This is a genomic window from Kushneria sinocarnis (genome assembly GCF_003633775.1).
Classification (GTDB): Bacteria; Pseudomonadota; Gammaproteobacteria; order Pseudomonadales; family Halomonadaceae; genus Kushneria; species Kushneria sinocarnis.
Map to the genome: position 1 here is coordinate 142,444 of NZ_RBIN01000003.1, position 22,589 is coordinate 165,032.

Here is a 22,589-nt window from a genome sequence, read left to right on the forward strand (position 1 = left end):
CCGTCGCTGACGGACATGCGACCGGACGGCGACAGCGGAGGGCCGGTATGGCCAGAGAGTTTCAGATTGCATCGGAGTACAAGCCGGCCGGGGACCAGCCTACGGCCATTGATGGTCTGGTGCGTGGCGTCGAGGCGGGCCTGGCCCATCAGACCCTGCTGGGGGTAACCGGTTCGGGCAAGACCTTTACGATAGCCAACGTGGTGGAGCAGCTGCAACGCCCCACCATTGTCATGGCGCCCAACAAGACCCTGGCGGCTCAGCTTTACGGCGAGTTCAAGGCATTCTTTCCGGAGAATGCCGTCGAATATTTCGTCTCCTATTACGACTATTACCAGCCCGAGGCCTATGTGCCCTCTTCGGATACCTTCATCGAAAAGGATGCCTCGATCAACGATCACATCGAGCAGATGCGCCTGTCGGCGACCAAGGCGCTGCTGGAGCGGCGGGATGCCCTGATCGTGGTGTCGGTGTCGGCCATCTACGGGCTGGGGGACCCCGACCAGTATCTGAAGATGCGTCTGCACTTCAACCGCGGTGAGCTGATCGATCAGCGGGCCTTTCTACGTCGGCTGGCGGAGCTGCAGTACACTCGCAATGACACCGACTTCCGACGCGGTACCTACCGGGTGCGCGGGGATGTCATCGATATCTTCCCGGCTGATGCCGAGGAGGAGGCCGTACGGGTGGAGCTGTTCGACGAGGAGATCGAGTCGATCAGCCTGTTCGATCCGCTGACCGGTGAGATTCGCGGCAGGGTGCCGCGCATGACCATCTATCCCAAGACGCACTATGTGACCCCCCGGGAGACCATTCTCGAGGCCGTGGAGTCGATCAAGGGCGAGCTCAACGAACGGCTCGAATGGCTGCGCAACCATGACAAGCTGGTCGAGGCGCAGCGGCTGGAGCAGCGTACCCTCTACGATATCGAGATGATGCTGGAGCTGGGATACTGCAACGGGATCGAGAACTACTCGCGCTATCTTTCCGGGCGCGACCCCGGTCAGGCGCCGCCGACCTTCTTCGACTATCTGCCCGACGATGCACTGGTCTTCATTGATGAATCGCACGTCAGCGTGCCGCAGGTCGGGGGCATGTACAAGGGTGATCGTTCGCGCAAGGAGACCCTGGTCGAATACGGCTTCCGCCTGCCTTCGGCGCTGGATAACCGACCGATGAAGTTCGAGGAGTGGGAGTCGATCCTGCCCCAGACAGTGTTCGTCTCGGCGACACCGGGCCCCTATGAGGAGAAGCATGCGGGGCAGGTGGTCGAGCAGGTGGTGCGTCCTACCGGGCTGCTGGACCCCGAGGTCGAGGTTCGTCCGGCGACCACCCAGGTGGATGATCTGCTGTCGGAAGTGCAGCAGCGTGTCGGCGTTGGCGAGCGGGTGCTGGTCACCACGCTGACCAAGCGCATGGCCGAGGATCTCACCGAATATCTCGATGAGCACGATATCAGGGTGCGTTATCTGCACTCCGACATCGATACCGTGGAGCGTGTGGAAATCATTCGTGACCTGCGCCTGGGCAAGTTCGATGTGCTGGTGGGCATCAACCTGCTGCGCGAGGGGCTGGATATCCCGGAAGTCTCGCTGGTGGCCATTCTGGATGCCGACAAGGAAGGCTTTCTGCGTGCCGAACGCTCGCTGATCCAGACCATCGGCCGGGCCGCGCGCAACGCCAATGGCAAGGCCATGCTCTACGCCGATCGCATTACCGACTCCATGCGCCGTGCCATGGACGAGACCGAGCGGCGTCGCGCCAAGCAGATGGCCTTCAACGAGGAGCATGGCATCACGCCGCGTACCATCACCAAGAACGTGGCGGATATCATGGAGGCCTCCCAGGCGCCCGGCACCCGGCGTGGCAAGCGCAAGAGCGAGCGTCAGGCGGCTGACGAGGGGCCCCGTTATGATGCCGAGCAGCTGCGCAACATGACCCTTGATGACGTCAATCGCGAGATCAGGCGGCTCGAGGACGAGATGCACAAGGCCGCAAAGAATCTCGAGTTCGAAACGGCGGCCCAGCTGCGCGACGAGATGCAGACACTCAATGCCCGCCTGATCGAACTCAAATGAGGCAGCCTGCGTACTCGCTGGACAGTTGCGAGGGAAGCCATGCCCGAGGGACCTGAAATCCGGCGCACGGCCGATCGGCTGGGCAGGGTATTGCAGGGGCAAGCGCTCGACTCGGTCTGGCTGGCCTTCGAGTCGCTGCGTCATCATGAGTCGCAACTCATCGGCTGCCGGGTGGCTGCGGTGGACAGCTGGGGCAAGGCACTGCTGGTCCGTTTTGCCAACGATCGGGTGCTCTACTCGCACAATCAGCTCTATGGGGTATGGCGCATCATGCGACGGGAACGAACGCCGCAGACCCGTCGCTCTCCCCGGGTGCGACTGAGCACGGCCACCCATTCGGCATGGCTGTTCAGCGCCTCGGATGTGTCGCTCTGGACGGTCGACACGCTAAAGCAGCACCCCTTTCTGGCACGGCTGGGGCCGGACCCCCTGACCCATGGGGTCACGACCGATCAGCTTGTGTCGCGTCTGGGGGAGCGCCGGTTTGCCGGTCGCAGGCTGGGGACGCTGCTGCTGGATCAGGGCTTTCTTGCCGGGATCGGCAATTATCTGAGATCGGAAATACTGTTCTTCGCGGCGCTGGCGCCCGGGGTCCGTCCCCGGGAACTGTCGGACCACCATCTCCGATGGCTGGCGAAGTGCATCCTTGACATCACCCGGCGTGCCTATCGGCTGGCGGGTGTGACCAATGAAGAGCGATGGCGTCAGCCGCTGATCGAACAGGGTTGGCCACGGCGTCGCTGGCGGCATGCCGTATTCAATCGCGAGGCAGAGCCCTGTTTCTTCTGTGGCACCCCGATTGCCAGACGGATGGTTGCTTCCCGGCGGCTGTATTATTGTCCCGGCTGTCAGCCTGGTCCGATCTGAAGTACGCTGGAAGTGGTCGCTGCCTGCCCCGGCACCAGGGTATGCTGCGCGCATTCGTACGGGATGCACCTTGTTGTTCATGAAAGAGGCGGGTGAGCAGTGACAGGGTTACTTGGTGGTATTTTCATTGTCCTGTTGCATCTGCTGGGGGCGCTGTCGGGTCTGATGGCGCTGATGTCCAGTCGCACCTCCCAGGGGGCCGTCGCCTGGATCATTTCGCTGGTGACCTTCCCCTACCTGGCTATCCCGGCCTTCTGGATCTTTGGACGTCCGCGCTTCTACGGGTACGTGTCGGCACGCGAGGAGCGTGATAGCAAGTTGCGCCGGGCACTGATCCCCTATCGTCGTCGGGTTGATCCCTGGGCCACGGTGCCCGAACAGGCGGCTGCCCGGGTCCGTGCGGTCGAACGGCTGGCAATGATGCCGATGACCCGGGGCAACCAGGCACGGCTGCTGATCGATGGGCAGGCGACCTTCGAGAGTATCTTCGCCGGACTCGACGATGCCTGTGATTATGTTCTGATCCAGTTCTTCATCGTACGTGACGATCGACTCGGGAGAGAGTTCAAGCGTCGCATGATGCGCTGTGCCGAGCGGGGGGTACGGGTCTTTTTCCTGTTCGACGAAATCGGCAGCCGCAAGCTGCCCGACCAGTATCTGGATGAGCTGCGCGAAGCCGGTGTCGAGGTACATCACTTCGGTTCTTCACGCGGCTGGCGGCATCGCTTTCAGGTCAATTTCCGCAATCATCGCAAGATCGTGGTGGTGGATGGCCAGGAAGGCTGGATCGGTGGCCTCAACGTGGCGGACGAATATCGTGGTGGCAATAAGCGTTACGGTGAGTGGCGGGATACCCATCTGAAGCTGCTGGGCCCCAGTGTGCTGGGGCTGCAGGAGGCATTCTGGGAAGACTGGTACTGGGCTTCCGGGGATATCCTGTCCCTGCAGTGGCGGCCGGAGCCGGTGGCAGCCGATCAGCATGTGGTCATCGTACCCTCCGGTCCGGCCGACCGTCAGGAGACGGCCAGTCTGCTGATGCAGCATGTCATTCATGGCGCACAGCAGCGCATCTGGATTACCAGCCCCTATTTCGTGCCCGACCAGGGCGTTCAGGATGCGCTCAAGCTGGCGGCACTGCGGGGGGTCGATGTCAGGGTTGTCATCCCCGAGCGGCCCGATCATCTGCTGGTCTTTCTCTCGGCGTTCTCGTTTCTGGGGGACATGATTCGCGCGGGCGTCCACATCTACCGGTATCAACCGGGCTTTTTGCACCAGAAGGTCTTTCTGGCCGATGACCACACGGCAGCGGTAGGCACCGTGAACCTCGACAATCGTTCGTTTCGCCTCAACTTCGAAGTGACGGCCTATGTCGCCGACCAGGGATTTGCCGGCGAGGTAGAAGCCATGCTGCTGGCGGATCTTGAACGTTGCAGACAGGTAACGCTGGAAGAGATCACGCATCGGCCGCTATGGCACAAGCTGGCAGCACGCGCGGCCTATCTGGCGGCCCCGGTGCAGTGATGAACTCCCCATGGCCGGGTGAAAGCGAGGAGCGTTCTTGAATCTGGAAACCAAATGGCTGGAAGACTTCGTGGCGCTCAATGGCACCCGCAGTTTTTCGGCTGCAGCGCGCCAGCGGCATGTCACCCAGCCGGCCTTCAGCCGGCGAATCCGCGCTCTGGAAGAAGCAGTAGGTGCCACCCTGATCGATCGTTCGACCACGCCGGTCAGCCTGACGCCGGAAGGGCAGCTGTTCCTGGTAACTGCCCGTCATCTGGTTGAACAGCTCAATGAGTCACTGGGGCATCTGCGCGGCCTCAACATGGCGAACGAGGCACTCGATATCGCGGCAGCGCACTCACTGGCGCTGGCCTTTTTTCCGCGCTGGATATCTCGCCTGCAGAAGGGGGTCGGAGAGTTGCCTACCCGCCTGCTGGCAATGAATGTCGGTGATGCCATCCATCTGCTGCGTGAAGGCAACTGCGACCTGATGCTGGCCTATCATGATCCTTATGCCACCATGCAACTGGACAGCGATGTCTTTCCTTCCTTCTCCATGGGGGAGATCAAGCTCTTGCCGGTGAGTATCCCTGACGGTGAGGGCCAGCCGCGATACGATCTCGAACAAAAGCGGGATATCCCGCTGCTTGCTTATACTCAGGGGGCACTGCTGGGCCGCAGTGTCCGCATGCTGTTGCGTCATGATCCGTTGCGTCTGAGGCTGCGTACCGTGTATGAAACCGCCATGGCGGAGGGACTCAAGGGCATGGCGCTGCAGGGTGTGGGCGTGGCCTGGATTCCGGATTTCTGCATTCGTGAAGAACTCAGGGATGGTCGTCTGGTACGGGCAGGCGAGTCACGCTGGGATATTCCGCTGGAAATCCGGCTGTATCGCTGCGCCCTGGTTCATAAACCGGGGGTGGAGCGATTGTGGCGTCAGCTGCAGAAGCTGCCGCGGGATTTTCTCGAGGGTTGAAATACAGGATATCGACGCAGGATATCGGGGAGGCCGAGATGACACAGCGCACGATCGAGGTTCGAATCGAGGGCCGGGTTCAGGGAGTCGGTTTTCGTCAGGCCACGGCACAGCAGGCACGGCATTCGGGGCTGACAGGCTATGCGGAAAACCGCACCGATGGCAGCGTACAGGTAGTGCTGCAGGGAGAAGCGCAGGCCGTGAATGAAGTGCTGCAGTGGCTGGAGACGGGTCCCCCCGGTGCCACGGTGGCACGGCTGGAGACCCGTGAAATGCCGGTTGAGCAGCACTGGCACGAGTTTTCGACTCGCTGATCGCCCGGGGCGGGCTACCGCCCCGGCTTACTGTTGCTGGCCATCCCTGCGCCGGCCGGCATTGTGATCCAGCGCGGCGAGAAAGCTCTCGCTCCACTGATGGATGTCATTGTTGCGCAGCACCGTCATCATGCTTTGCCAGCGTGCCCGTCGCTCTTCCAGTGGCATGGAAAGGGCCCGCTCCATCACTTCGGCAACGCCGTCGATATCGAAGGGGTTGCACAGCAGGGCGCCGTCAGCGAGCTCCCTGGAAGCACCCGCCAGGTGGGAAAGAACCAGTACACCGGGATCTTCCGGATCCTGAGCGGCGATGAACTCCTTGGCCACCAGATTCATGCCATCGCGCAGGGGCGTGATCAGGGCGACCCGGCTCTGACGCAGGAATCCCATGATCGAGGCGCGGTCATAGCCACGATTGAGATAGCGCAACGGCATCCAGTCATACTCTGCAAACCGCCCGTTGACGTGCCCGGTGACACGTTCAAGTGTTGTACGCAGTGCCGCATACTCTTCAACGTCGGTACGTGACGAAGGAGAGATCTGGATATAGATCACGTTGCCGCGGCGTTCCTCGAAACGCTCGAGCAGTCGTTCGTAGGCCTGAAAGCGCTTGTAGAGTCCCTTGCTGTAGTCGAGCCGATCGGTGCCGATCATCAGTGGCCGGTTGTTCAGGGAGCGCTTGAGGCGCTGGCCTGTTGGCGAATGCTCGCCCTGTTCGGCCATTTCGCGTGCAGTTTCGATATCGATCGAGATGGGATAGACATCGGCCCTGGAGCGCCGACCATCCACGACCAGCGTGCCATCTTCCTCGACTTCCGCGCCGATGCCGCGCTTCATGCAGTCCCGGAAGTTGTAGAGATCCAGATCGGTCTGAAAGCCGATGGTGTCGTAGGCACTCATATAGTGCAGCAGGTTTTCGTATTCGGGCAGGATGCGCAGCAGATCCCAGGGGGGGAAGGGCGTATGCAGGAAGAACCCGAGCGGCGCTTCGACTCCCGACTGACGCAGCAGGTGACCCACGGCCATGAGCTGATAGTCGTGAATCCAGATACGGCTGTCTTCATTCACTACGGTACGAATGTTGTCCGCAAACAGCTGATTGACGGCCAGGTAACCCCGTTCCTTCTCCCGGTTGTACTCGATCATGTCCGGGCGATAGTGAAACAGCGGCCAGAGCACCTCGTTGGAATAGCCGATATAGAACAGGCGATGTTCCTCGATGGACATCGGAAAAGTGGCAAAGCGCACGCCATCGAAGTCGTAATGATCGATGACGCGCGAGGGCGCCTCTTCGGTGTTGCCATTCCAGCCCAGCCACAGCCCATCCGTGCGGCTCAAGGCGTTCATGACGCCTACAGCCAGACCGCCCTGACTGCCACTGCCCTTGTCGGGTGAGGGCACACGATTGGAAGCCACGATCAATGAGTTCAAGTTTCCTCCCTCGTCCATGATGGAATCGATCATTGTTGCCAATGATAACGCATGACGCAGCTCCTGCGCGCCATTACTGCTTCAGGGTCGCCAGGCACTCTTCCAGCCACTGGCGGGCCTGTTCGGTATCGGCCAGTCGGAAGTCGGCCCGGGTTTCACCATCACCAACCTTGATGCCGAAACCGCCCATTGCCTGGGCACTGGCAAACCCGTTTTCGTCGGTTGCATCGTCGCCCACGAAGATCGGCTGACGACCACTGAAGGGCGTGGTGTTCATGAATGTCTCGACGCTCAGCCCCTTGTGACAGCGAGATGATTTGATCTCGACCACGCACTTGCCCTGGTGAAGCTCGAAATCGCTGCCGAGCTCATCCACCATGGTCTGACCATGGCGCACGACCGTATCAGCGAGTTCCGGGGCGCCGCGATAATGCACGGCAAGACTGGCGCCCTTGTCCTCTACCATCAGCCCGTGATGGGCATCGGCGAATTCGTTCAGCCGCTGTCTGACACTCTCCAGCGGGCCACTGTCCATGGCATGCTGATAGCGGCCTGCGGCATCACGCCGTTCCGCGCCGTGCTGACCGGCACAGGCCAGCTTCAGTGGTGCCAGATGATAATCGAGATCACTGATGCTGCGGCCACTGACAACTGCCAGCGCACCATCCAGTCTTTCCGAAAGTGCCTGCAGCAGGTCACGCAGCGACTGATCGACCATGACGCCGTCGGGATGATCGACCAGCGGGGTCAGGGTGCCATCGAAATCGAGAAACAGCGCCCATTCATGCTGTGAAGGTGGCAGCGGCGGGCGCGCATGAGTTGCATCGGTCATGGATCATTCTTTCCTGTTCTCGGAAGATCATTGTCCCGGGTAGTATGGCTCCGATTTACATTCATGTCGGGCAAATTGCTGGCTTGTCCTGTCAGCTGCGGGTCAGCAGCTGTTCCATCCAGGTCACCACGGCTTCGCCATCCACCCCGAGGCAGACCTCGGCCCGGCTGTCGTTCTGCCAGCGCCGGTCGATATACTGACGATCGCTTCTGGCCAATAGTGTCTGCCCCTCTGCCAGGCCATCGGTGATCACGTTCAGACGACCATGAACGCTCTGAAACAGTTCGGGATGCTTCAGCCAGGCCAGGGCGCAGCTGTCATGCGGGCAGCAGCCTTCGATGCCGCGCGCCTGCTCATAGAACTGACGGTAGAAGGCATAGCTGGCGGCCAGAACCTCACCCAGCCTGCCCTGGGCGCTACAGATCCGCTCCATCCGATCCGGTGCCAGCACCGTTTCGTGCGTGACATCAAGCCCCACCATGGTGAGAGGCCAGCTGGCGCCCAGCACGCGGGCTGCCGCGTGAGGATCGGAAAAGATATTGGCTTCCGCTACCGGCGTGACATTGCCGCCTTCATGGATGCTGCCGCCCATGACCACCACGCGCGCAACCCGCTCGGGCAGCTCGGGGTCGAGCTGCAGTGCAGCAGCGAGATTGCCCAGTGGCCCGACACAGACCAGCGTGATCTCGCCCGGGCGTTCCCGGGTACTGTCCACGATGAAGCGTGCGGCATCGCTGTCGATCGGGGCGCGTTGCGGTTCGGCGAGAACCTGGTTGCCGAGGCCATCCTCGCCATGAATGTGTGCCGGTACCGGATGCGGCTGCTTGACCATGGGAGCCGCAGCACCACGGGCAACCGGAATGTCCTCGCGTCCTGCCAGCTCGGTCAGCAGCAGGGCATTGCGTGTCGCGACATCGATCGGAACATTACCGAAGGTGGTGGTGAGTCCCACGATCTCGATATCCGGATCGGCCATCAGCAGGGCAATGGCCTGGGCATCATCAACCCCGGGATCGGTATCGAAAATGACGGAATATGACATGACTGCTTCAGTGAGACCTCTGATGGAGTTCGATGGTATCTGTTGTTTATACCGTTATCTTCATTTCAGTTTCAACCTTCACCAAGAAAGGCATGAATATTGTCGGCACTAAGTTCAACAATGCGCTGACGGGCCTGAAGTGTCGTCCATGCGCTATGAGGCGTCACGATCAGGTTCAGTACTTCATCATTCAGGGCGGAGAGCAGGGCGTGACCCTGGCGAGGTGGCTCCTCGGGCAGCACATCAACACCCAGTCCGCCCAGTCTTCCGGCCTGCAGTGCCGTCAGGGCTGCCTCTTCATTGATGATGCCGCCCCGGGCGCAGTTGATCAGCAGCGCATGTTCGGGTAACCGGGCTATCATCTCGCTGTCGAGCAGCTGATGAGTCGAGGAGGTCAGTGGACAGTGCAGGCTGAGAATGTCGGCTCGCGGGGCCAACTCCGCAAGCGGGGGACGATCATCGTTTCCTTCATGGCCGGGTCGGGCAGCAAAGGAAACGTGCATTCCGAAAGCCCCGGCCAGTTCGGCGACACGCTTCCCCAGCTCGCCCTGTCCGACCAGCACCAGATGGCTGCCGGCAAGCTGCATGACAGGGTGGTTCATGAGGCAGAAGAAGGGCGCCTGCTGCCACTGTCCTTTTCTGACGTCATGCTGATAGAGCGGCAGTCGCACGGCGAGTGACAGCATCATCATCAACGCATGCTGGGCCACGCTTTCGGTACCGTAGGCTGCCACATTACGCACTGCGACGTTGCATTCGCCGGCGGCTTGCATGTCGATGTTGTTGGTGCCGGTGGCCAGTACGCAGATCAGCTGCAGGCGGGGCAGCGCGCTGATGACGCCGGCTTCGATGACCACCTTGTTGGTCAGTACAATCTCGGCATTCTGCAGTCGTTCGGCGACCTGCCCGGGAGCAGTGGCTGGCCAGACGTCAAGCTGATCAACCTGCGACCGAATGGGCGCGAGATCGATATCTCCACCCAGCGAGTCGGCATCCAGAACAACGGCTTTCATGGGACCTCCACGAGTCATGGTGGCTGGTCGCCGGGAGCAGAACATGTGACAGCTTGCCCCTGACAGGTAGCACCACGCTATAATGGTGCGCCTCGATCATCATGATGCCGCATGTGGCATCATGAATCGAGCCGGCGACCGGCAGCAGTATCTGTCGGCTTCAGGTGGGCTTCGGTCGAATGACCGGCGGGTCGAGTAACGCCTGCAAATGCCCGGATCATCAGCAGAGTGTGATTCAGCAATCATGCCTATTTACGAATATCAGTGCCAGAATTGTGGCGCCCGTCTTGAAAAGATCCAGAAGATAAGCGCTTCACCGCTGACAAACTGTCCTTCCTGCCGCGAGGAGGCACTGGAACGGCTGATTTCACCGGCCGGTTTCCGGCTTTCCGGACAGGGCTGGTATGAAACCGACTTCAAGGCCGGCAATCGTCGCAATCTTGCAGGCGACAGCGGTAGCACGAGTGGTGCTTCCGGCAAGGGCGGCGCGGAGTAGACCACTCACTCACCCCGGCGATGACGGGGTGAGCGCGCCGACGATCTCAACGACAGCTTCAACGCGTCACCTCAAGGCGTGTGATCAGGATACGAAAATTGGTGGGAACCAGGATGCGCAGCCATTATTGCGGCGAGTTGAACGACACCTTCGTGGATCACGAAGTCACCCTGTGCGGATGGGTACATCGACGGCGCGATCACGGCGGTGTCATCTTTCTCGACATGCGCGATCGCGAGGGTATCGCCCAGGTCGTGGTCGACCCGGACACCCCTGATGCCTTCGCCCGCGCGGACAATGCCCGCAGCGAATATGTACTGCGCATTCGGGGCCGTGTGCGTATGCGCCCCGAAGGGACGCGCAATCCCAATATGGCGACCGGCCTGATCGAGGTGCTGGCACTGGAGGTGGAGGTTCTCAATACCTCGGTCACACCGCCGTTCCAGCTCGATGAGCACGGCAAGGTGGGCGAAGACGTCCGGTTGCGCTACCGCTACATTGATCTGCGCCGTCCGGAGATGATCGAGCGCCTGCAGTTGCGCTCCCGGATCACGCACAGCGTGCGAGCCTATCTGGAAGGTCAGGGTTTTCTGGATATCGAAACACCGATCCTGACCCGGGCCACTCCGGAAGGGGCACGTGACTATCTGGTACCCAGCCGGACGCATGCCGGCGAGTTCTTTGCACTGCCGCAGTCGCCACAGCTGTTCAAGCAGCTGCTGATGGTGTCCGGCTTCGACCGCTACTATCAGATTGCCAAGTGCTTCCGTGATGAAGATCTGCGTGCCGACCGGCAGCCGGAATTCACCCAGATTGATATCGAGGCCTCCTTCGTTGAAGAGCAGGACATCATGGAGATTACGGAAACCATGATCCGCCAGCTGTTCCGCGATGTGCTCGACGTGACACTGCCCGAATTTCCGCGCATGCGCTGGGCCGAAGCCATGCAGCGCTACGGCTCGGACAAGCCCGATCTGCGCATTCCGCTGGAGATGGTCGATGTCGATGACCTGATGACATCCGTCGACTTCAAGGTCTTCTCCGCGCCAGCCAATGACAGCGAGGGCCGTGTGGCAGCGCTGCGCGTGCCGGGTGGTGGTCGTCTGACCCGCAAGGAGATCGATGACTATACGCAGTTCGTGAACATCTATGGCGCCCGTGGTCTGGCCTGGATCAAGGTCAATGACCGCAGTGCCGGTCTTGAGGGTCTGCAGTCGCCGATCGTCAAGTTCATGGAAGGCGTGGTGGATGAACTGCTGGATCGGGTCGGGGCCGAGGATGGCGACATCATCTTCTTCGGCGCCGACAAGGCCGGTATCGTCAACGAGGCGCTGGGGGCCCTGCGGGTACGCCTCGGTGAGGATCTGGCTCTGTATACGCGAGAATGGGCGCCGCTCTGGGTGGTGGATTTCCCCATGTTCGAGCGTGACGACAACGGCCGTCTGGCCGCGCTGCACCATCCGTTCACGGCGCCGGCATGCTCCTCCGAAGAGCTCAAGGCCGACCCGGCGGGTGCGCTGTCCCGCGCCTATGACATGGTGCTCAACGGCACCGAGCTGGGCGGTGGTTCGATCCGTATTCACGATCATGCCATGCAGCAGGGGGTCTTCGAGGCGCTGGGCATCGGTGAGGAAGAGGCCCGTGAAAAATTCGGCTTCCTGCTCGAAGCACTGGCCCATGGTGCACCTCCGCATGGCGGGCTGGCCTTCGGGCTGGACCGGCTGGTCATGCTGATGACGGGCGGTCGCACCATCCGGGATGTGATCGCCTTCCCGAAAACCCAGAGTGCCGCCGATCTGATGACCGATGCGCCGGGTGAAGTCAGTGCCGAACAGCTGAGGGAGCTGCATATTCGCCTGCGGTCAAAGGCGAGCGAGCAGTCCTGACCCCGAGTCGTATCGAGCTACAACAGCAGTCAATCGGGCGCCGGCAGATACCTGTATCCGCCGGCGCTCTCATGCCACAGGGGGCTATGCCATGGCTGGCCACAGCAAATGGGCCAATATCAAGCATCGCAAGGCGGCGCAGGACGCCCGGCGAGGCAAGATCTTTACCCGACTGATTCGTGAACTGACGGTGGCGGCGCGCCAGGGCGGGGGCGAACCGAATGACAATCCGCGCCTGCGGGCTGCCATCGACAAGGCCCTGTCCAACAACATGACCAAGGATGCGATCCAGCGGGCCGTGGATCGGGGGGTCGGTAATACCGAAACCGACAACATGGAGGAGCTGACCTACGAGGGGTATGGTCCGGATGGCGTGGCGATGCTGGTCGAATGCATGACGGACAACCGCAATCGCACCGCTTCCGAGGTTCGCCATGCCTTCAGCAAGCAGGGGGGCAACATGGGCACCTCGGGGTCGGTATCCTTCATGTTTCGCCATCGCGGCTATATCAGCTTTCCCGCTGGCAGTAATGAAGAGACGATCATTGAAGCGGCCCTGGAGGCCGGCGCCGAGGACGTGGTCACCAATGAAGACGGGTCAATTGACGTGGTGACGACCCCGGGGCACTTCGGGGCGGTCAAGGATGCGCTGGTCAGTGCCGGGCTGGAGCCGGAGCGCAGTGAAGTAGGCATGTATCCGGATACCTATTCGACCGTTGATGATGTCGAAACGGCTCGGAAGGTCATCAGGCTGTTCGACATGCTCGAGGATCTCGATGATGTGCAGAATGTCTACTCCAATGCCGATTTCGCCGATTCGGTCATGACCGAGCTGGAAGGGTCCTGATGCAGCGCCGGAGAATCTCTGCCGGGGTGGTCGCTTGATCCTGCTGGGTATCGATCCCGGCTCTCGGCTGACCGGTTTCGGCGTGATCGATACGACGGCGGCCAGTCCGCGTTATATCGCCTGTGGCTGCATCCGCATCGATGGCGATCAGCTGTCTCAGAAACTGGCCCAGGTCTACGCCGGCATTGCCGAGGTGATCGCCGAATATCGTCCGGCTGAAGTGGCCATTGAACAGGTCTTTCTGTCGCGCAATGCCGATTCGGCACTCAAGCTGGGTCAGGCGCGCGGCAGTGCCATTGTCTGTGCTGCCAATCACGGACTCGAAGTGTTCGAATATGCAGCGCGCGCGGTCAAGCAGGCGGTGGCCGGCAATGGGGGAGCTGACAAGCAGCAGATCCAGCAGATGGTGACCGCCACGCTGGGGCTTTCCGCTGCTCCGCGCAGTGACGCCGCTGATGCCCTCGCCATTGCCCTGACGCACTGCTATACCCGGCGCGGTCTGACGGCACGGGGCATGGGCGGTGGTCGAGGCGGACGCCGCTCGAGCTGGCGTCAGTTCAGGCCGCAATGAACCGGTGGTCGGTCGGGCAGGCGCGCCATGTAAGCGAAGGTGTCGCGTCTGTTCACCGCACCGGTCGATCAGTATAGTGACGAGCATTGTTATAAAGCATCTTTTGGGGAATTCCGGAGCATGATCGGAAGGCTCTCTGGCACGCTGCTGGAAAAGCAGCCGCCGCTGGCAGTCATCGATGTACACGGCGTGGGCTATGAAATCGAAGCATCGATGAATACGCTGCTGGCTCTTCCGTCACCGGGAGAGGCCGTGCATCTCTATACCCATCTCAGCGTGCGCGAGGATGCGCATCTGCTTTATGGCTTCATTGATGAAGCCGAGCGTCACCTGTTCCGGGAACTGATCAAGATTTCGGGCGTGGGACCGCGTCTGGCGCTGGCGATCCTGTCGGGAATGGAGCGCGAGCAGTTCATGCGCTGTGTGACCGAGGAAGACAGCAAGGCGCTGACCCGGTTGCCGGGCGTGGGCCGCAAGACGGCCGATCGGCTGATCGTCGAAATGCGGGATCGTTTTCGGCACTGGCCGGAATTCGAGCAGGCGAGTGGTTCAACCTCAGCCACGGAACAGGCCCTGCCACTGGAAGCCGACAATTATGCCGATGCCGAAGCCGCGCTGGTGGCGCTGGGCTACAAGCCTACTGACGCGGCGCGCATGCTGACCGGGCTGGATACCACTCAGCCTACCGAAGCGCTGATCAAGTCGGCGCTGTCACAGCAGCTGACAGGGCGGGGGAGCAGGCACTGATGATTGAGACCGAGCGTCTGATCGGTGGCGCTGCCCAGAGTGATGATACCCGGCATGATTCCGCCATCCGTCCCGACCGGCTCAATGAGTATATCGGTCAGCGCGGTGCTCGCGAACAGCTGGAAATCTTCATTACCGCGGCGCGCCAGCGCCAGGACAGCCTTGATCACACGCTGATATTCGGACCGCCGGGATTGGGCAAGACCACGCTGGCCAACATCATCGCCGGCGAGATGGGGGTGGATATCAAGTCGACCTCGGGTCCGGTGCTTGAAAAGGCCGGAGATCTGGCGGCCATGCTGACCAATCTGCAACCCGGCGACGTTCTGTTCATCGACGAGATTCATCGGCTCTCTTCGGCGGTTGAAGAAGTGCTTTATCCGGCAATGGAAGACTTTCAGCTCGATATCATGATCGGAGAGGGTCCGGCCGCCCGTTCGATCAAGCTGGATCTGCCGCGCTTCACGCTGGTCGGCGCTACCACTCGAGCCGGATTGCTGACCTCTCCGCTCCGCGATCGCTTCGGTATCGTGCAGCGCCTCGAGTTCTACGGAGTCGATGAGCTGACCGAGATCGTGACCCGCAGTTCTCGTCTGCTGTCACTGGAGGCTGACGAGGCGGGCGCGCGCGAGATCGCCCGCCGTTCCCGGGGGACACCGCGGATTGCCAATCGACTGTTGCGCCGGGTCAGGGATTTCGCCCAGGTACGGGGCGATGGTCGACTGGATCGGGAGATCGCCGATCAGGCACTCAACATGCTCAATGTCGACCGCTGTGGCATGGATCACATGGATCGCCGGTTGCTGACGACCATGATCGAGAAGTTCGATGGGGGGCCGGTGGGTGTTGAAAGCCTGGCTGCGGCCATCAGCGAGGAGCGTGACACCATCGAGGATGTGCTGGAGCCTTACCTGATTCAGCAGGGTTTCATGATGCGTACCGCTCGCGGGCGTATTGTCACCCGCTCGGCCTACCTGCATTTCGGACTCTCGCCCGGTGATGATGTTCCCGAATCCGAAAGCGACAGAGCGGTACCATGACATTTGCGCTCCCGGTGATGGTCTATATCGAGGATACCGATGCCGGCGGTATCGTCTACCATGCCCGTTACCTGCATTTCATGGAACGGGCGCGTACCGAATGGCTGCGTTCACATGGGTTCGGCCAGCAGGCACTCATGGATCGGAATATTCAGCTTGTGGTCAGTGGTCTGAGTTGTCGTTACCGACAGGCAGCCCGACTTGACGAGCAACTGTCCGTTACTGCTGCAGTAACGACATTTTCGCACTGCAGTGCCACCTTCGAGCAGCAGGTCAGGCGCTCGGATGAGCTGCTGGTCAGCGCTCGGGTCGATATTGCCTGTATCGATGCCGGTCGTTCCCGCCCCGTTCGCTGGCCCGAATCCCTGCGTGCAGCGCTGGATGAAACGGCCGCTGCCTACAACCGGATGTCATGATGAGGTTCCCCAGTGAGTGATTCGATGTCGATTATTTCCCTGTTCTGGCAATCCAGCGTTGTCGTGAAGATTGTCATGCTGATCCTGCTGGCAGCCTCCATTGTTTCCTGGGTGGTGATCTTTCAGCGTGGCATGTCGCTGCGGCGCGATCGTCGCGAGCTCGAGGATTTCGAGGATCACTTCTGGTCCGGGGTCGATCTCAATGAACTCTATCGTGAACTGCCTTCCACCCAGCCGACCGGTGCCGCACATGTCTTTCGCTCGGGGTTTCGGGAGTTCAACCGGCTGCTGCCCAAGGCGCGCAGCAATGATGCCGTGCTGGATGGTGTTCAGCGCGCCATGCGGGTAGCGCTTTCGCGGGAGGAGTCCCGTCTGGGGCGCCACCTGGCCATTCTGGCTACCATCAGCTCTTCCGCGGTTTATGTCGGCCTGTTCGGCACCGTCTGGGGCATCATGGGCACCTTTCAGAGTCTGGGCAGCGTTCAGCAGGTGACGCTGGGGGTCATCGCACCCTCGATCGCCGAAGCACTGGTCGCTACCGCCATGGGATTGTTTGCCGCCATTCCGGCCGTCATTGCCTATAACCGTCTGGTCAGTCGCGTGGATGAGCTGATGGGGCGTCTGGAGAACTTTGCCGAGGAGTTTCACTCCATCCTGCATCGCAATCTCCAGGGGCGAGCCTCGGAAGAAGCAGCCTGAGGAGCTTACCCATGTCATCGCCATATCGCCGCAAGGGGCGCCGCAAGCTGGCCAGTGAGCTGAATGTGGTCCCCTTTATCGACGTCATGCTGGTACTGCTGGTGATCTTCATGATCACCGCTCCCATGATCAATCAGGGAGTGGAAGTGGACCTGCCGCAGGCGACTTCCGAGCCGATTCAGGATGATAACAAGCCCCTGATCGTCACCGTGGATCAGGACGGCAACTATTACATCAGCCTCGGTGATCGCGAACAAACCGTGGATCTGGACAATATCGCCAGTCAGGTCAAGACCGTGCTGAGCCGTAACCCCGATACTCCGGTCATGGTGAGGGGGGATCGGAATGTCTCCTATGGACAGGTGATCTCGTTGATGGGAACGCTGCAGGGGGCCGGAGTACCGAATGTCGGGCTGATTTCGGATCCGCCGTCGGGCGGTCAGAATCAGGGCTAGCGCATGAAACGCTACAGTCGCGTCGGTTATACACTGCCCGTTATCCTCGCTGTACTGGTGCATGCCGGTGCACTGGTCCTGACCATGCTGAATCTTTCCTTCAGCTCTTCGGAGAAGACTTCCAGCGCGGTTGTACATGCCAGGCTGGTAAAGCTGGAAACGACTACCGACCAGGCGCAACAGCCTCAGGAGTCGGCGCCATCGGCTTCGAGCACGCCCGAGCCTGAAGAAGAAAGCACTCCGGCAGCCGAAGAGACTGCCTCATCCCGGGAGAGCGAGGAGCAGTCAGACGAACAGGCTCGGCAGTCGCAACAGGAGGCGCGGGCGCGTGCCGAGCAGGCGCAACAGCTGGCCCGGCAGCAGCAGCAGGAAGCCCGTCAGCGACAGCAGGCCGAAGCCCAGCGTGAGCAGGAGCAGGCTGCTCGTGAGAAGGCGGCACAACAGGCGCGTGAAAAGGCTCAGGCGGAACAGAAGGCTGCCGCCGAGGCGAAGCGCCAGGCCGAGCAGGAAGCGAAGGAGAAGGCCGCCGCCAAAGCGAAACGCCAGGCCGAGCAGGAGGCGAAGGAGAAGGCCGCTGCCGAAGCGAAACGCCAGGCCGAGCAGGAAGCGAAGGAGAAGGCCGCTGCCGAGGCGAAACGCCAGGCTGAGCAGGAGGCGAAGGAGAAGGCCGCCGCCGAGGCGAAACGCCAGGCCGAGCAGGAAGCGAAGGAGAAGGCCGCTGCCGAGGCGAAGCGCCAGGCCGAGCAGGAAGCGAAGGAGAAGGCCGCTGCCGAGGCGAAACGCCAAGCCGAGCAGAAGCGCATGGCTCAGGCTGCGGCCGAGGCCAGCGGTGACCTGGGCAGTGAAATTTCCAGTGAACAGCAATCCATCGCCAATGCACGTCAGGCCAGGGAAGCGGCCAATGGCTTCATGAATCTGGTCAGGCGTTATGTGGAACAGAACTGGTCTCAGCCCCCCAATATCTCTTCGGGGGTTCAGGCGACGATACGTATCCGCCTGCTGCCTACCGGTGAGTTGGTTGATGCCAGAGTCCTCGAAGGCAGCGGTAATGCCAGCTTCGACCGTTCAGCGCTTCAGGCGGTACGCAAGGCGGCTCCCTTTACCGAATTGAGCAAGTTGCCTTCGGCACAGCAACGACAGTTTCGTGAATTCAATCTCCGCTTCAACCCCGAGGATGTGCGCTGATGAAACGTATGGTGGCCCTGACGGGCATGATCATGATGTTGCTGGTCAGCATGACGGCGCGAGCCGAAGGTGATCTGACCATCGAAATCACCAAGGGTAACGACCAGGCCATGCCGATCGCTGTGGTGCCCTTTCAGGCGGATGGCAACAATCCTCCCCAGGATATTGCACGTATCATCAGCAATGACCTGCAGCACAGCGGTCAGTTTTCGCCTCTCGAGCGCAGCGAGATGCTGTCGACCCCGGCCAGTGGTGAACAGATTCACTATGCGGACTGGCAGCAGCTCAAGGCCAATTATCTCGTGGTGGGCAGCATCGAGCAGTCCGGTAATGGCTACAGGATCAGCTGGGAGCTGCACGACGTCTACGGCAACAAGCGCATGATCGGTGAAAGTGTTACCTCCAGCGCGGATCAGCTGCGCTCGCGGGCGCACTACATCGCCGATCGCATCTTCAAGGCCATTACCGGAATTCGAGGCGCCTTTCAGACCAGAATTGCCTATGTTTCCGCTACCGGCGTGGACGACAATATGCAGTTCGCGCTCTATGTTGCCGATCAGGATGGACACAATACCCAGCAGGTGCTGTCCTCTGATCAGCCCATCCTGTCGCCCGCCTGGTCCCCTGATGGTCAGAAACTGGCCTATGTCTCCTTCGAGTCCGGCCGTCCCGCCATATATGTGCAACAGCTCTCGACAGGCAAGCGTGTCAAGCTGAGTTCCTTCGAGGGCATCAATGGGGCGCCGTCATGGTCACCGGATGGCCGCAAGCTTGCCATGTCACTATCCCGTGATGGTCAGCCGGAAATTTATGTGATGAACGTGGCATCGCGTTCGCTGACCCGGATGACCCGCTCGGAGGCCATCGAAACGGAGCCGGACTGGAGCCCTGATGGTTCGACACTGCTGTTCACTTCCGATCGCAGTGGACAACCTCAGCTTTATACGATGTCCTCCAATGGTGGCAGTGCTTCCCGGCTGACTTTTACGGGCAACTACAATGCCGGTGGTCAGTACGGGCCCGATGGCGAGGCAGTTTTCATGAGCACAAGAACCGATCGGGGATTTCAGGTTGCCAAGCAGAATCTGGAAACCGATCGTGTGACCGTTCTGACCTCAACGGCCCAGGATGAAGCACCTGCCGTTGCACCCAACGGCACTATGGTGGTATATGCCACTCAGCAGGGGAGCCAGGGTGTTCTCGGTGCTGTATCAGCGGACGGCCGCGCCGAATTTGTCATACCTTCCCCCAGCGGGAATGTACGCGAACCGGCCTGGTCGCCGTTTTTGAATTAAACCACTAGAATGAAGTCGTCATTCGTTAAACGAGCAAGGAGATGATCATGCAATTCACCAATTACGCCAGGACTCTGACTGCCGCACTTTCGCTGGCTGTCATTGCCGGTTGCTCCAGCGGCGGTGGTACTCAGGACGGCGAAATGGGTGGCATGAGCAGCGGTACCAGTACCGGTGCAAGCACTCAGGGAATGAGCAGCAGCCAGGGCGCACAGGGCGCCGGCATGGATCAGCGCGATCAGATGCCCAGTGAAACCACGGTCTACTTCGAGTTCGACAGCTCGAGTATCCCGTCGCAGTACGAGTCGGTGCTCAATCGCAACGCCAGCTATCTGCAGTCTCATCCGGATACCAGTGTCGTGCTGGAAGGCCATACCGATCCGCGTGGCACGCGTGAATACAACATGGCGCTGGGTGAGCGTCGTGCCAACTCCGTCAAGCAGTACCTGACCATTCAGGGTGTTTCTGCTTCCCAGATCGAAGTCGTCAGCTACGGTGAAGAGCGTCCGGCAATGCAGGGTAACTCCGAGCAGGCCTATGCCAAGGACCGTCGCGTCGTCATCGATTACTGATAGCTTCGGAGACGACTGATGAAACACAGTCTTGTCAGACTGTGCGGCGCGGGAGCCCTGGTGCTCCCGCTGTCCGTTATGGCCGAGTCCGGTACGGATCTTCCCGCACAGGGCAGTTCGATCTACGATCAGACCTCGACCGGCAGCGGTAACATGATGCTGTTCAACCGCCTGCAGGATCAGCAACAGTCCATAAACGAGCTGCGTGGCCGAATCGAAAAGCTCGAACATGAGCTCGAGCAGCAGACCCGGCTTTCCAAGCAGCGTTATCTCGATCTGGAAGAACGGCTTTCCGGTAACAGCGGAAGTGGCGCAGGCAGCTCGGCCGGTGCTCCTGCCAGCTCCGGCAGCGGCGATGACTCCAGCGACCCCATTACCCGCGCCGCACGCTCCGGGGCAGGAGACGTATCCGGCTCGTCGGGAAGTAGTGATAATGCTGCCGCCGGCAGTGCGTCTTCCTCGGGTAGCGCTTCCTCGTCAGCGTCAGCTAACGGGGCAGGCGATGCCCAACAGGCTTACCAGGAGGCGTTTGCTCTGGTGCAGCAGCGTCAGTTCGATCAGGCCATCGACGCCTTTGAACAGTTCAACCAGCAGTACAGCGATACCCCTCTGAAAGGCAATGCCTACTACTGGCTTGGTGAGCTCTATTCAGCCAGGTCGCGGCTTGACCAGGCAGCCGGGGCCTTCCAGACGGTCATTGACGACTATTCCGGGAGCAGCAAGGTATCGGATGCCATTTACAAGCTGGGTCTTGTCAGGGCTCGCCAGGGAGAAAGTGACCAGGCCCAGCAACTGCTGCAGCGCGTTATCCGGGACTATCCCGACAGCAATGCGGCCGGTCTGGCGCAGGATTTTCTCGACAAGACCGGCGGCTGATGGCGTCAGGAGTCACTCGTTGCGCCCCGACCTCCCGGGGAGGGCTGGGCGCGATCGGCGGTATCATGGCAGTGCGTGAGCAGCATTTCCGCCAGTTCCGATGACGTTTCAAAACGGTGATGGGCAGGCCAGAGCAGTGGATCATCACCTTCTCTCAGGTAACCGTAGTGCACCGCCACGGCTGTCATCCCGGCAGCCATCGCGGCTTCCATGTCACGTTCATGATCACCGATGTACCAGCACTCCCGGGGAGAAACCTGCAGACGCCGTGCGGCTTCGAGCAGAGGCGCGGGGTCGGGTTTCTTGACGGGTAGATCATCGGCGCAGAGCAGTACATCAGGTACCAGCCCCAGTGCTTCAAGCAGCGGCTCGGCATAACGCCGAGGCTTGTTGGTAATGATCCCCCATGGCTGCTGCTGTTCGACGTAGCGATTCAACACCCGTTCCAGCCCTTCAAATAGATGGCTTTCCTCGGCCACGTTGTGCCCGTAGGCTTCAAGCAGCCGGTGGCGTGCCGTTGCATGCTCGGGATGGTCGGTGGTGTAGCCGAGAGCCAGCGTGACAAGGGCATTGCCCCCATGAGAGACCTCGGCGCGGATGATCTCATAGGGAAGGGGGGCCAGAGAGTGAGCCCGGCGCAGCGCATTGGTGGCACGTGCCAGATCAGGCGCGGTATCCACCAGCGTACCGTCGAGATCGAACAGCACCGCCCGTGGCACGGGTATACCCTGTTCTGCGGTCATGGGGTTTCCAGCCGGGTATGCATCAGGTAGTTCACGTCGGTGTCGTTGGCCGAAAGACGGTACTGTCGCGTGACCGGGTTGTAGGTCAGACCGGTAATATCGTTGACCTGAAGATCGCTGGTACGAGCCCAGCGGGCCAGCTCGGAAGGGCGGATGAATCGCTTGTACTCATGAGTTCCGCGGGGGAGCAGCTGCAGGACATATTCAGCGCCGAAGATGGCCAGCAGCCAGGATTTCGGGCAGCGGTTGATGGTTGAAAAGAAGACATGGCCACCGGGTTTGACGAGTCGTGCGCAGGCGGCCACCACGCTCTCGGGACGTGGTACATGCTCCAGCATCTCCAGGCAGGTAACGATGTCGAATTCACCGGGATGGGCTTGTGCCATTTCTTCGGCACTGATGCACTGATAATCGACCTCGACACCGCTTTCCTGCTGATGAAGGCGTGCCACGGAAAGCGGTGTTTCTCCCAGATCAATGCCGGTTACCCGAGCGCCACGATGTGCCATGGCCTCGCTCAGGATGCCGCCACCACAACCGATATCGATAACCCTTTTGCCCACCAGTCCGGCGCGTTCATCGATATAATCCAGCCGTAACGGGTTGATGTCATGCAGCGGTTTGAATTCGCCCTCCCGATCCCACCAGCGACTGGCCAGGGAGTCGAACTTGGCGATTTCGCCCTGATCCACATTGGGCATTGATAAC

At 60.7% G+C, this 22,589-nt stretch carries 24 protein-coding genes; 18 read left to right on the forward strand and 6 right to left on the reverse strand.

The window, feature by feature from the left end:
* Positions 1-47: 47 nt before the first annotated feature.
* From uvrB to yccX, 5 genes are all read left to right on the forward strand, one after another.
* Positions 48-2,078, forward strand: coding sequence for an excinuclease ABC subunit UvrB (uvrB, locus tag C7446_RS05455; protein ID WP_121172090.1), 2,031 nt, complete (start codon positions 48-50; stop codon positions 2,076-2,078).
* A 39-nt stretch (positions 2,079-2,117) separates the two neighbouring features.
* Positions 2,118-2,945 (forward strand): endonuclease VIII, encoded by an 828-nt coding sequence (nei, locus tag C7446_RS05460; RefSeq protein WP_121172091.1) that lies wholly within the window; start codon positions 2,118-2,120, stop codon positions 2,943-2,945.
* Positions 2,946-3,044: 99 nt separating this feature from the next.
* Positions 3,045-4,466: a cardiolipin synthase gene (gene cls, locus C7446_RS05465; RefSeq protein ID WP_121172092.1), complete on the forward strand. Its 1,422-nt coding sequence runs from the start codon at positions 3,045-3,047 to the stop codon at positions 4,464-4,466.
* A gap of 37 nt (positions 4,467-4,503) precedes the next feature.
* Positions 4,504-5,421 (forward strand): LysR substrate-binding domain-containing protein, encoded by a 918-nt coding sequence (locus tag C7446_RS05470; protein WP_121172093.1) that lies wholly within the window; start codon positions 4,504-4,506, stop codon positions 5,419-5,421.
* 38 nt (positions 5,422-5,459) lie between these two features.
* The gene (gene yccX / locus C7446_RS05475; RefSeq protein ID WP_121172094.1) at positions 5,460-5,735 is read left to right on the forward strand and encodes an acylphosphatase; all 276 of its coding nucleotides are present in this window, start codon (positions 5,460-5,462) and stop codon (positions 5,733-5,735) included.
* 27 nt (positions 5,736-5,762) lie between these two features.
* Here the strand turns inward: yccX and C7446_RS05480 are convergent, their stop codons facing one another.
* The 4 genes from C7446_RS05480 to C7446_RS05495 form a co-directional block, all read right to left on the reverse strand.
* On the reverse strand, positions 5,763-7,166 hold the full coding sequence (locus C7446_RS05480) for an alpha,alpha-trehalose-phosphate synthase (UDP-forming) (RefSeq protein ID WP_245977711.1): 1,404 nt from the start codon (positions 7,164-7,166) through the stop codon (positions 5,763-5,765).
* 73 nt (positions 7,167-7,239) lie between these two features.
* Positions 7,240-7,998, reverse strand: coding sequence for a trehalose-phosphatase (gene otsB / locus C7446_RS05485; RefSeq protein ID WP_121172095.1), 759 nt, complete (start codon positions 7,996-7,998; stop codon positions 7,240-7,242).
* A gap of 91 nt (positions 7,999-8,089) precedes the next feature.
* Entirely contained in the window at positions 8,090-9,040 is a 951-nt protein-coding gene (locus tag C7446_RS05490; protein WP_121172096.1) for a nucleoside hydrolase, read from the reverse strand.
* 71 nt (positions 9,041-9,111) lie between these two features.
* On the reverse strand, positions 9,112-10,053 hold the full coding sequence (locus C7446_RS05495; protein WP_121172097.1) for a D-2-hydroxyacid dehydrogenase: 942 nt from the start codon (positions 10,051-10,053) through the stop codon (positions 9,112-9,114).
* A gap of 244 nt (positions 10,054-10,297) precedes the next feature.
* Between C7446_RS05495 and C7446_RS05500 the strand changes: the two genes are divergently transcribed.
* From C7446_RS05500 to ybgF, 13 genes are all read left to right on the forward strand, one after another.
* Positions 10,298-10,549, forward strand: a complete 252-nt coding sequence (locus tag C7446_RS05500; protein ID WP_121172098.1) for an FmdB family zinc ribbon protein — start codon at positions 10,298-10,300, stop codon at positions 10,547-10,549.
* 113 nt (positions 10,550-10,662) lie between these two features.
* Positions 10,663-12,435 (forward strand): aspartate--tRNA ligase, encoded by a 1,773-nt coding sequence (aspS, locus tag C7446_RS05505; protein WP_121172099.1) that lies wholly within the window; start codon positions 10,663-10,665, stop codon positions 12,433-12,435.
* Between the two features lie 91 nt (positions 12,436-12,526).
* Complete coding sequence (locus C7446_RS05510) at positions 12,527-13,282, forward strand: YebC/PmpR family DNA-binding transcriptional regulator (RefSeq protein ID WP_121172100.1); 756 nt, start codon at positions 12,527-12,529, stop codon at positions 13,280-13,282.
* Between the two features lie 34 nt (positions 13,283-13,316).
* Positions 13,317-13,853 carry a crossover junction endodeoxyribonuclease RuvC gene (ruvC, locus tag C7446_RS05515; RefSeq protein WP_121172101.1) on the forward strand — a complete coding sequence of 179 codons (537 nt, stop codon included), beginning with the start codon at positions 13,317-13,319 and terminating at the stop codon, positions 13,851-13,853.
* A gap of 120 nt (positions 13,854-13,973) precedes the next feature.
* Positions 13,974-14,600: a Holliday junction branch migration protein RuvA gene (gene ruvA, locus C7446_RS05520; RefSeq protein WP_121172102.1), complete on the forward strand. Its 627-nt coding sequence runs from the start codon at positions 13,974-13,976 to the stop codon at positions 14,598-14,600.
* Positions 14,600-15,640, forward strand: coding sequence for a Holliday junction branch migration DNA helicase RuvB (ruvB, locus tag C7446_RS05525; protein WP_121172103.1), 1,041 nt, complete (start codon positions 14,600-14,602; stop codon positions 15,638-15,640). The genes ruvA and ruvB overlap by 1 nt, the downstream gene beginning before the upstream one ends.
* Complete coding sequence (gene ybgC / locus C7446_RS05530; protein WP_121172104.1) at positions 15,637-16,056, forward strand: tol-pal system-associated acyl-CoA thioesterase; 420 nt, start codon at positions 15,637-15,639, stop codon at positions 16,054-16,056. The genes ruvB and ybgC overlap by 4 nt, the downstream gene beginning before the upstream one ends.
* Before the next feature lie 24 nt (positions 16,057-16,080).
* A complete protein-coding gene (gene tolQ / locus C7446_RS05535) occupies positions 16,081-16,755 on the forward strand; it encodes a protein TolQ (RefSeq protein WP_211327865.1) in 675 nt (224 codons plus the stop codon).
* Positions 16,756-16,766: 11 nt separating this feature from the next.
* Entirely contained in the window at positions 16,767-17,210 is a 444-nt protein-coding gene (gene tolR / locus C7446_RS05540; protein WP_121172106.1) for a protein TolR, read from the forward strand.
* Positions 17,211-17,213: 3 nt separating this feature from the next.
* On the forward strand, positions 17,214-18,395 hold the full coding sequence (gene tolA / locus C7446_RS05545) for a cell envelope integrity protein TolA (protein WP_121172107.1): 1,182 nt from the start codon (positions 17,214-17,216) through the stop codon (positions 18,393-18,395).
* A complete protein-coding gene (tolB, locus tag C7446_RS05550; RefSeq protein ID WP_121172108.1) occupies positions 18,395-19,690 on the forward strand; it encodes a Tol-Pal system beta propeller repeat protein TolB in 1,296 nt (431 codons plus the stop codon). Before tolA ends, tolB begins: the two co-directional genes overlap by 1 nt.
* Positions 19,691-19,737: 47 nt before the next feature.
* Positions 19,738-20,262 (forward strand): peptidoglycan-associated lipoprotein Pal, encoded by a 525-nt coding sequence (gene pal, locus C7446_RS05555; RefSeq protein ID WP_121172349.1) that lies wholly within the window; start codon positions 19,738-19,740, stop codon positions 20,260-20,262.
* 18 nt (positions 20,263-20,280) lie between these two features.
* Complete coding sequence (ybgF, locus tag C7446_RS05560; RefSeq protein WP_121172109.1) at positions 20,281-21,138, forward strand: tol-pal system protein YbgF; 858 nt, start codon at positions 20,281-20,283, stop codon at positions 21,136-21,138.
* A gap of 5 nt (positions 21,139-21,143) precedes the next feature.
* Here ybgF and C7446_RS05565 read toward each other — a convergent pair whose 3' ends face one another.
* A complete protein-coding gene (locus C7446_RS05565; protein ID WP_121172110.1) occupies positions 21,144-21,881 on the reverse strand; it encodes an HAD-IA family hydrolase in 738 nt (245 codons plus the stop codon).
* Positions 21,878-22,582 carry a bifunctional 2-polyprenyl-6-hydroxyphenol methylase/3-demethylubiquinol 3-O-methyltransferase UbiG gene (ubiG, locus tag C7446_RS05570; RefSeq protein WP_121172111.1) on the reverse strand — a complete coding sequence of 235 codons (705 nt, stop codon included), beginning with the start codon at positions 22,580-22,582 and terminating at the stop codon, positions 21,878-21,880. Before ubiG ends, C7446_RS05565 begins: the two co-directional genes overlap by 4 nt.
* Between the last annotated feature and the right edge of the window lie 7 nt (positions 22,583-22,589).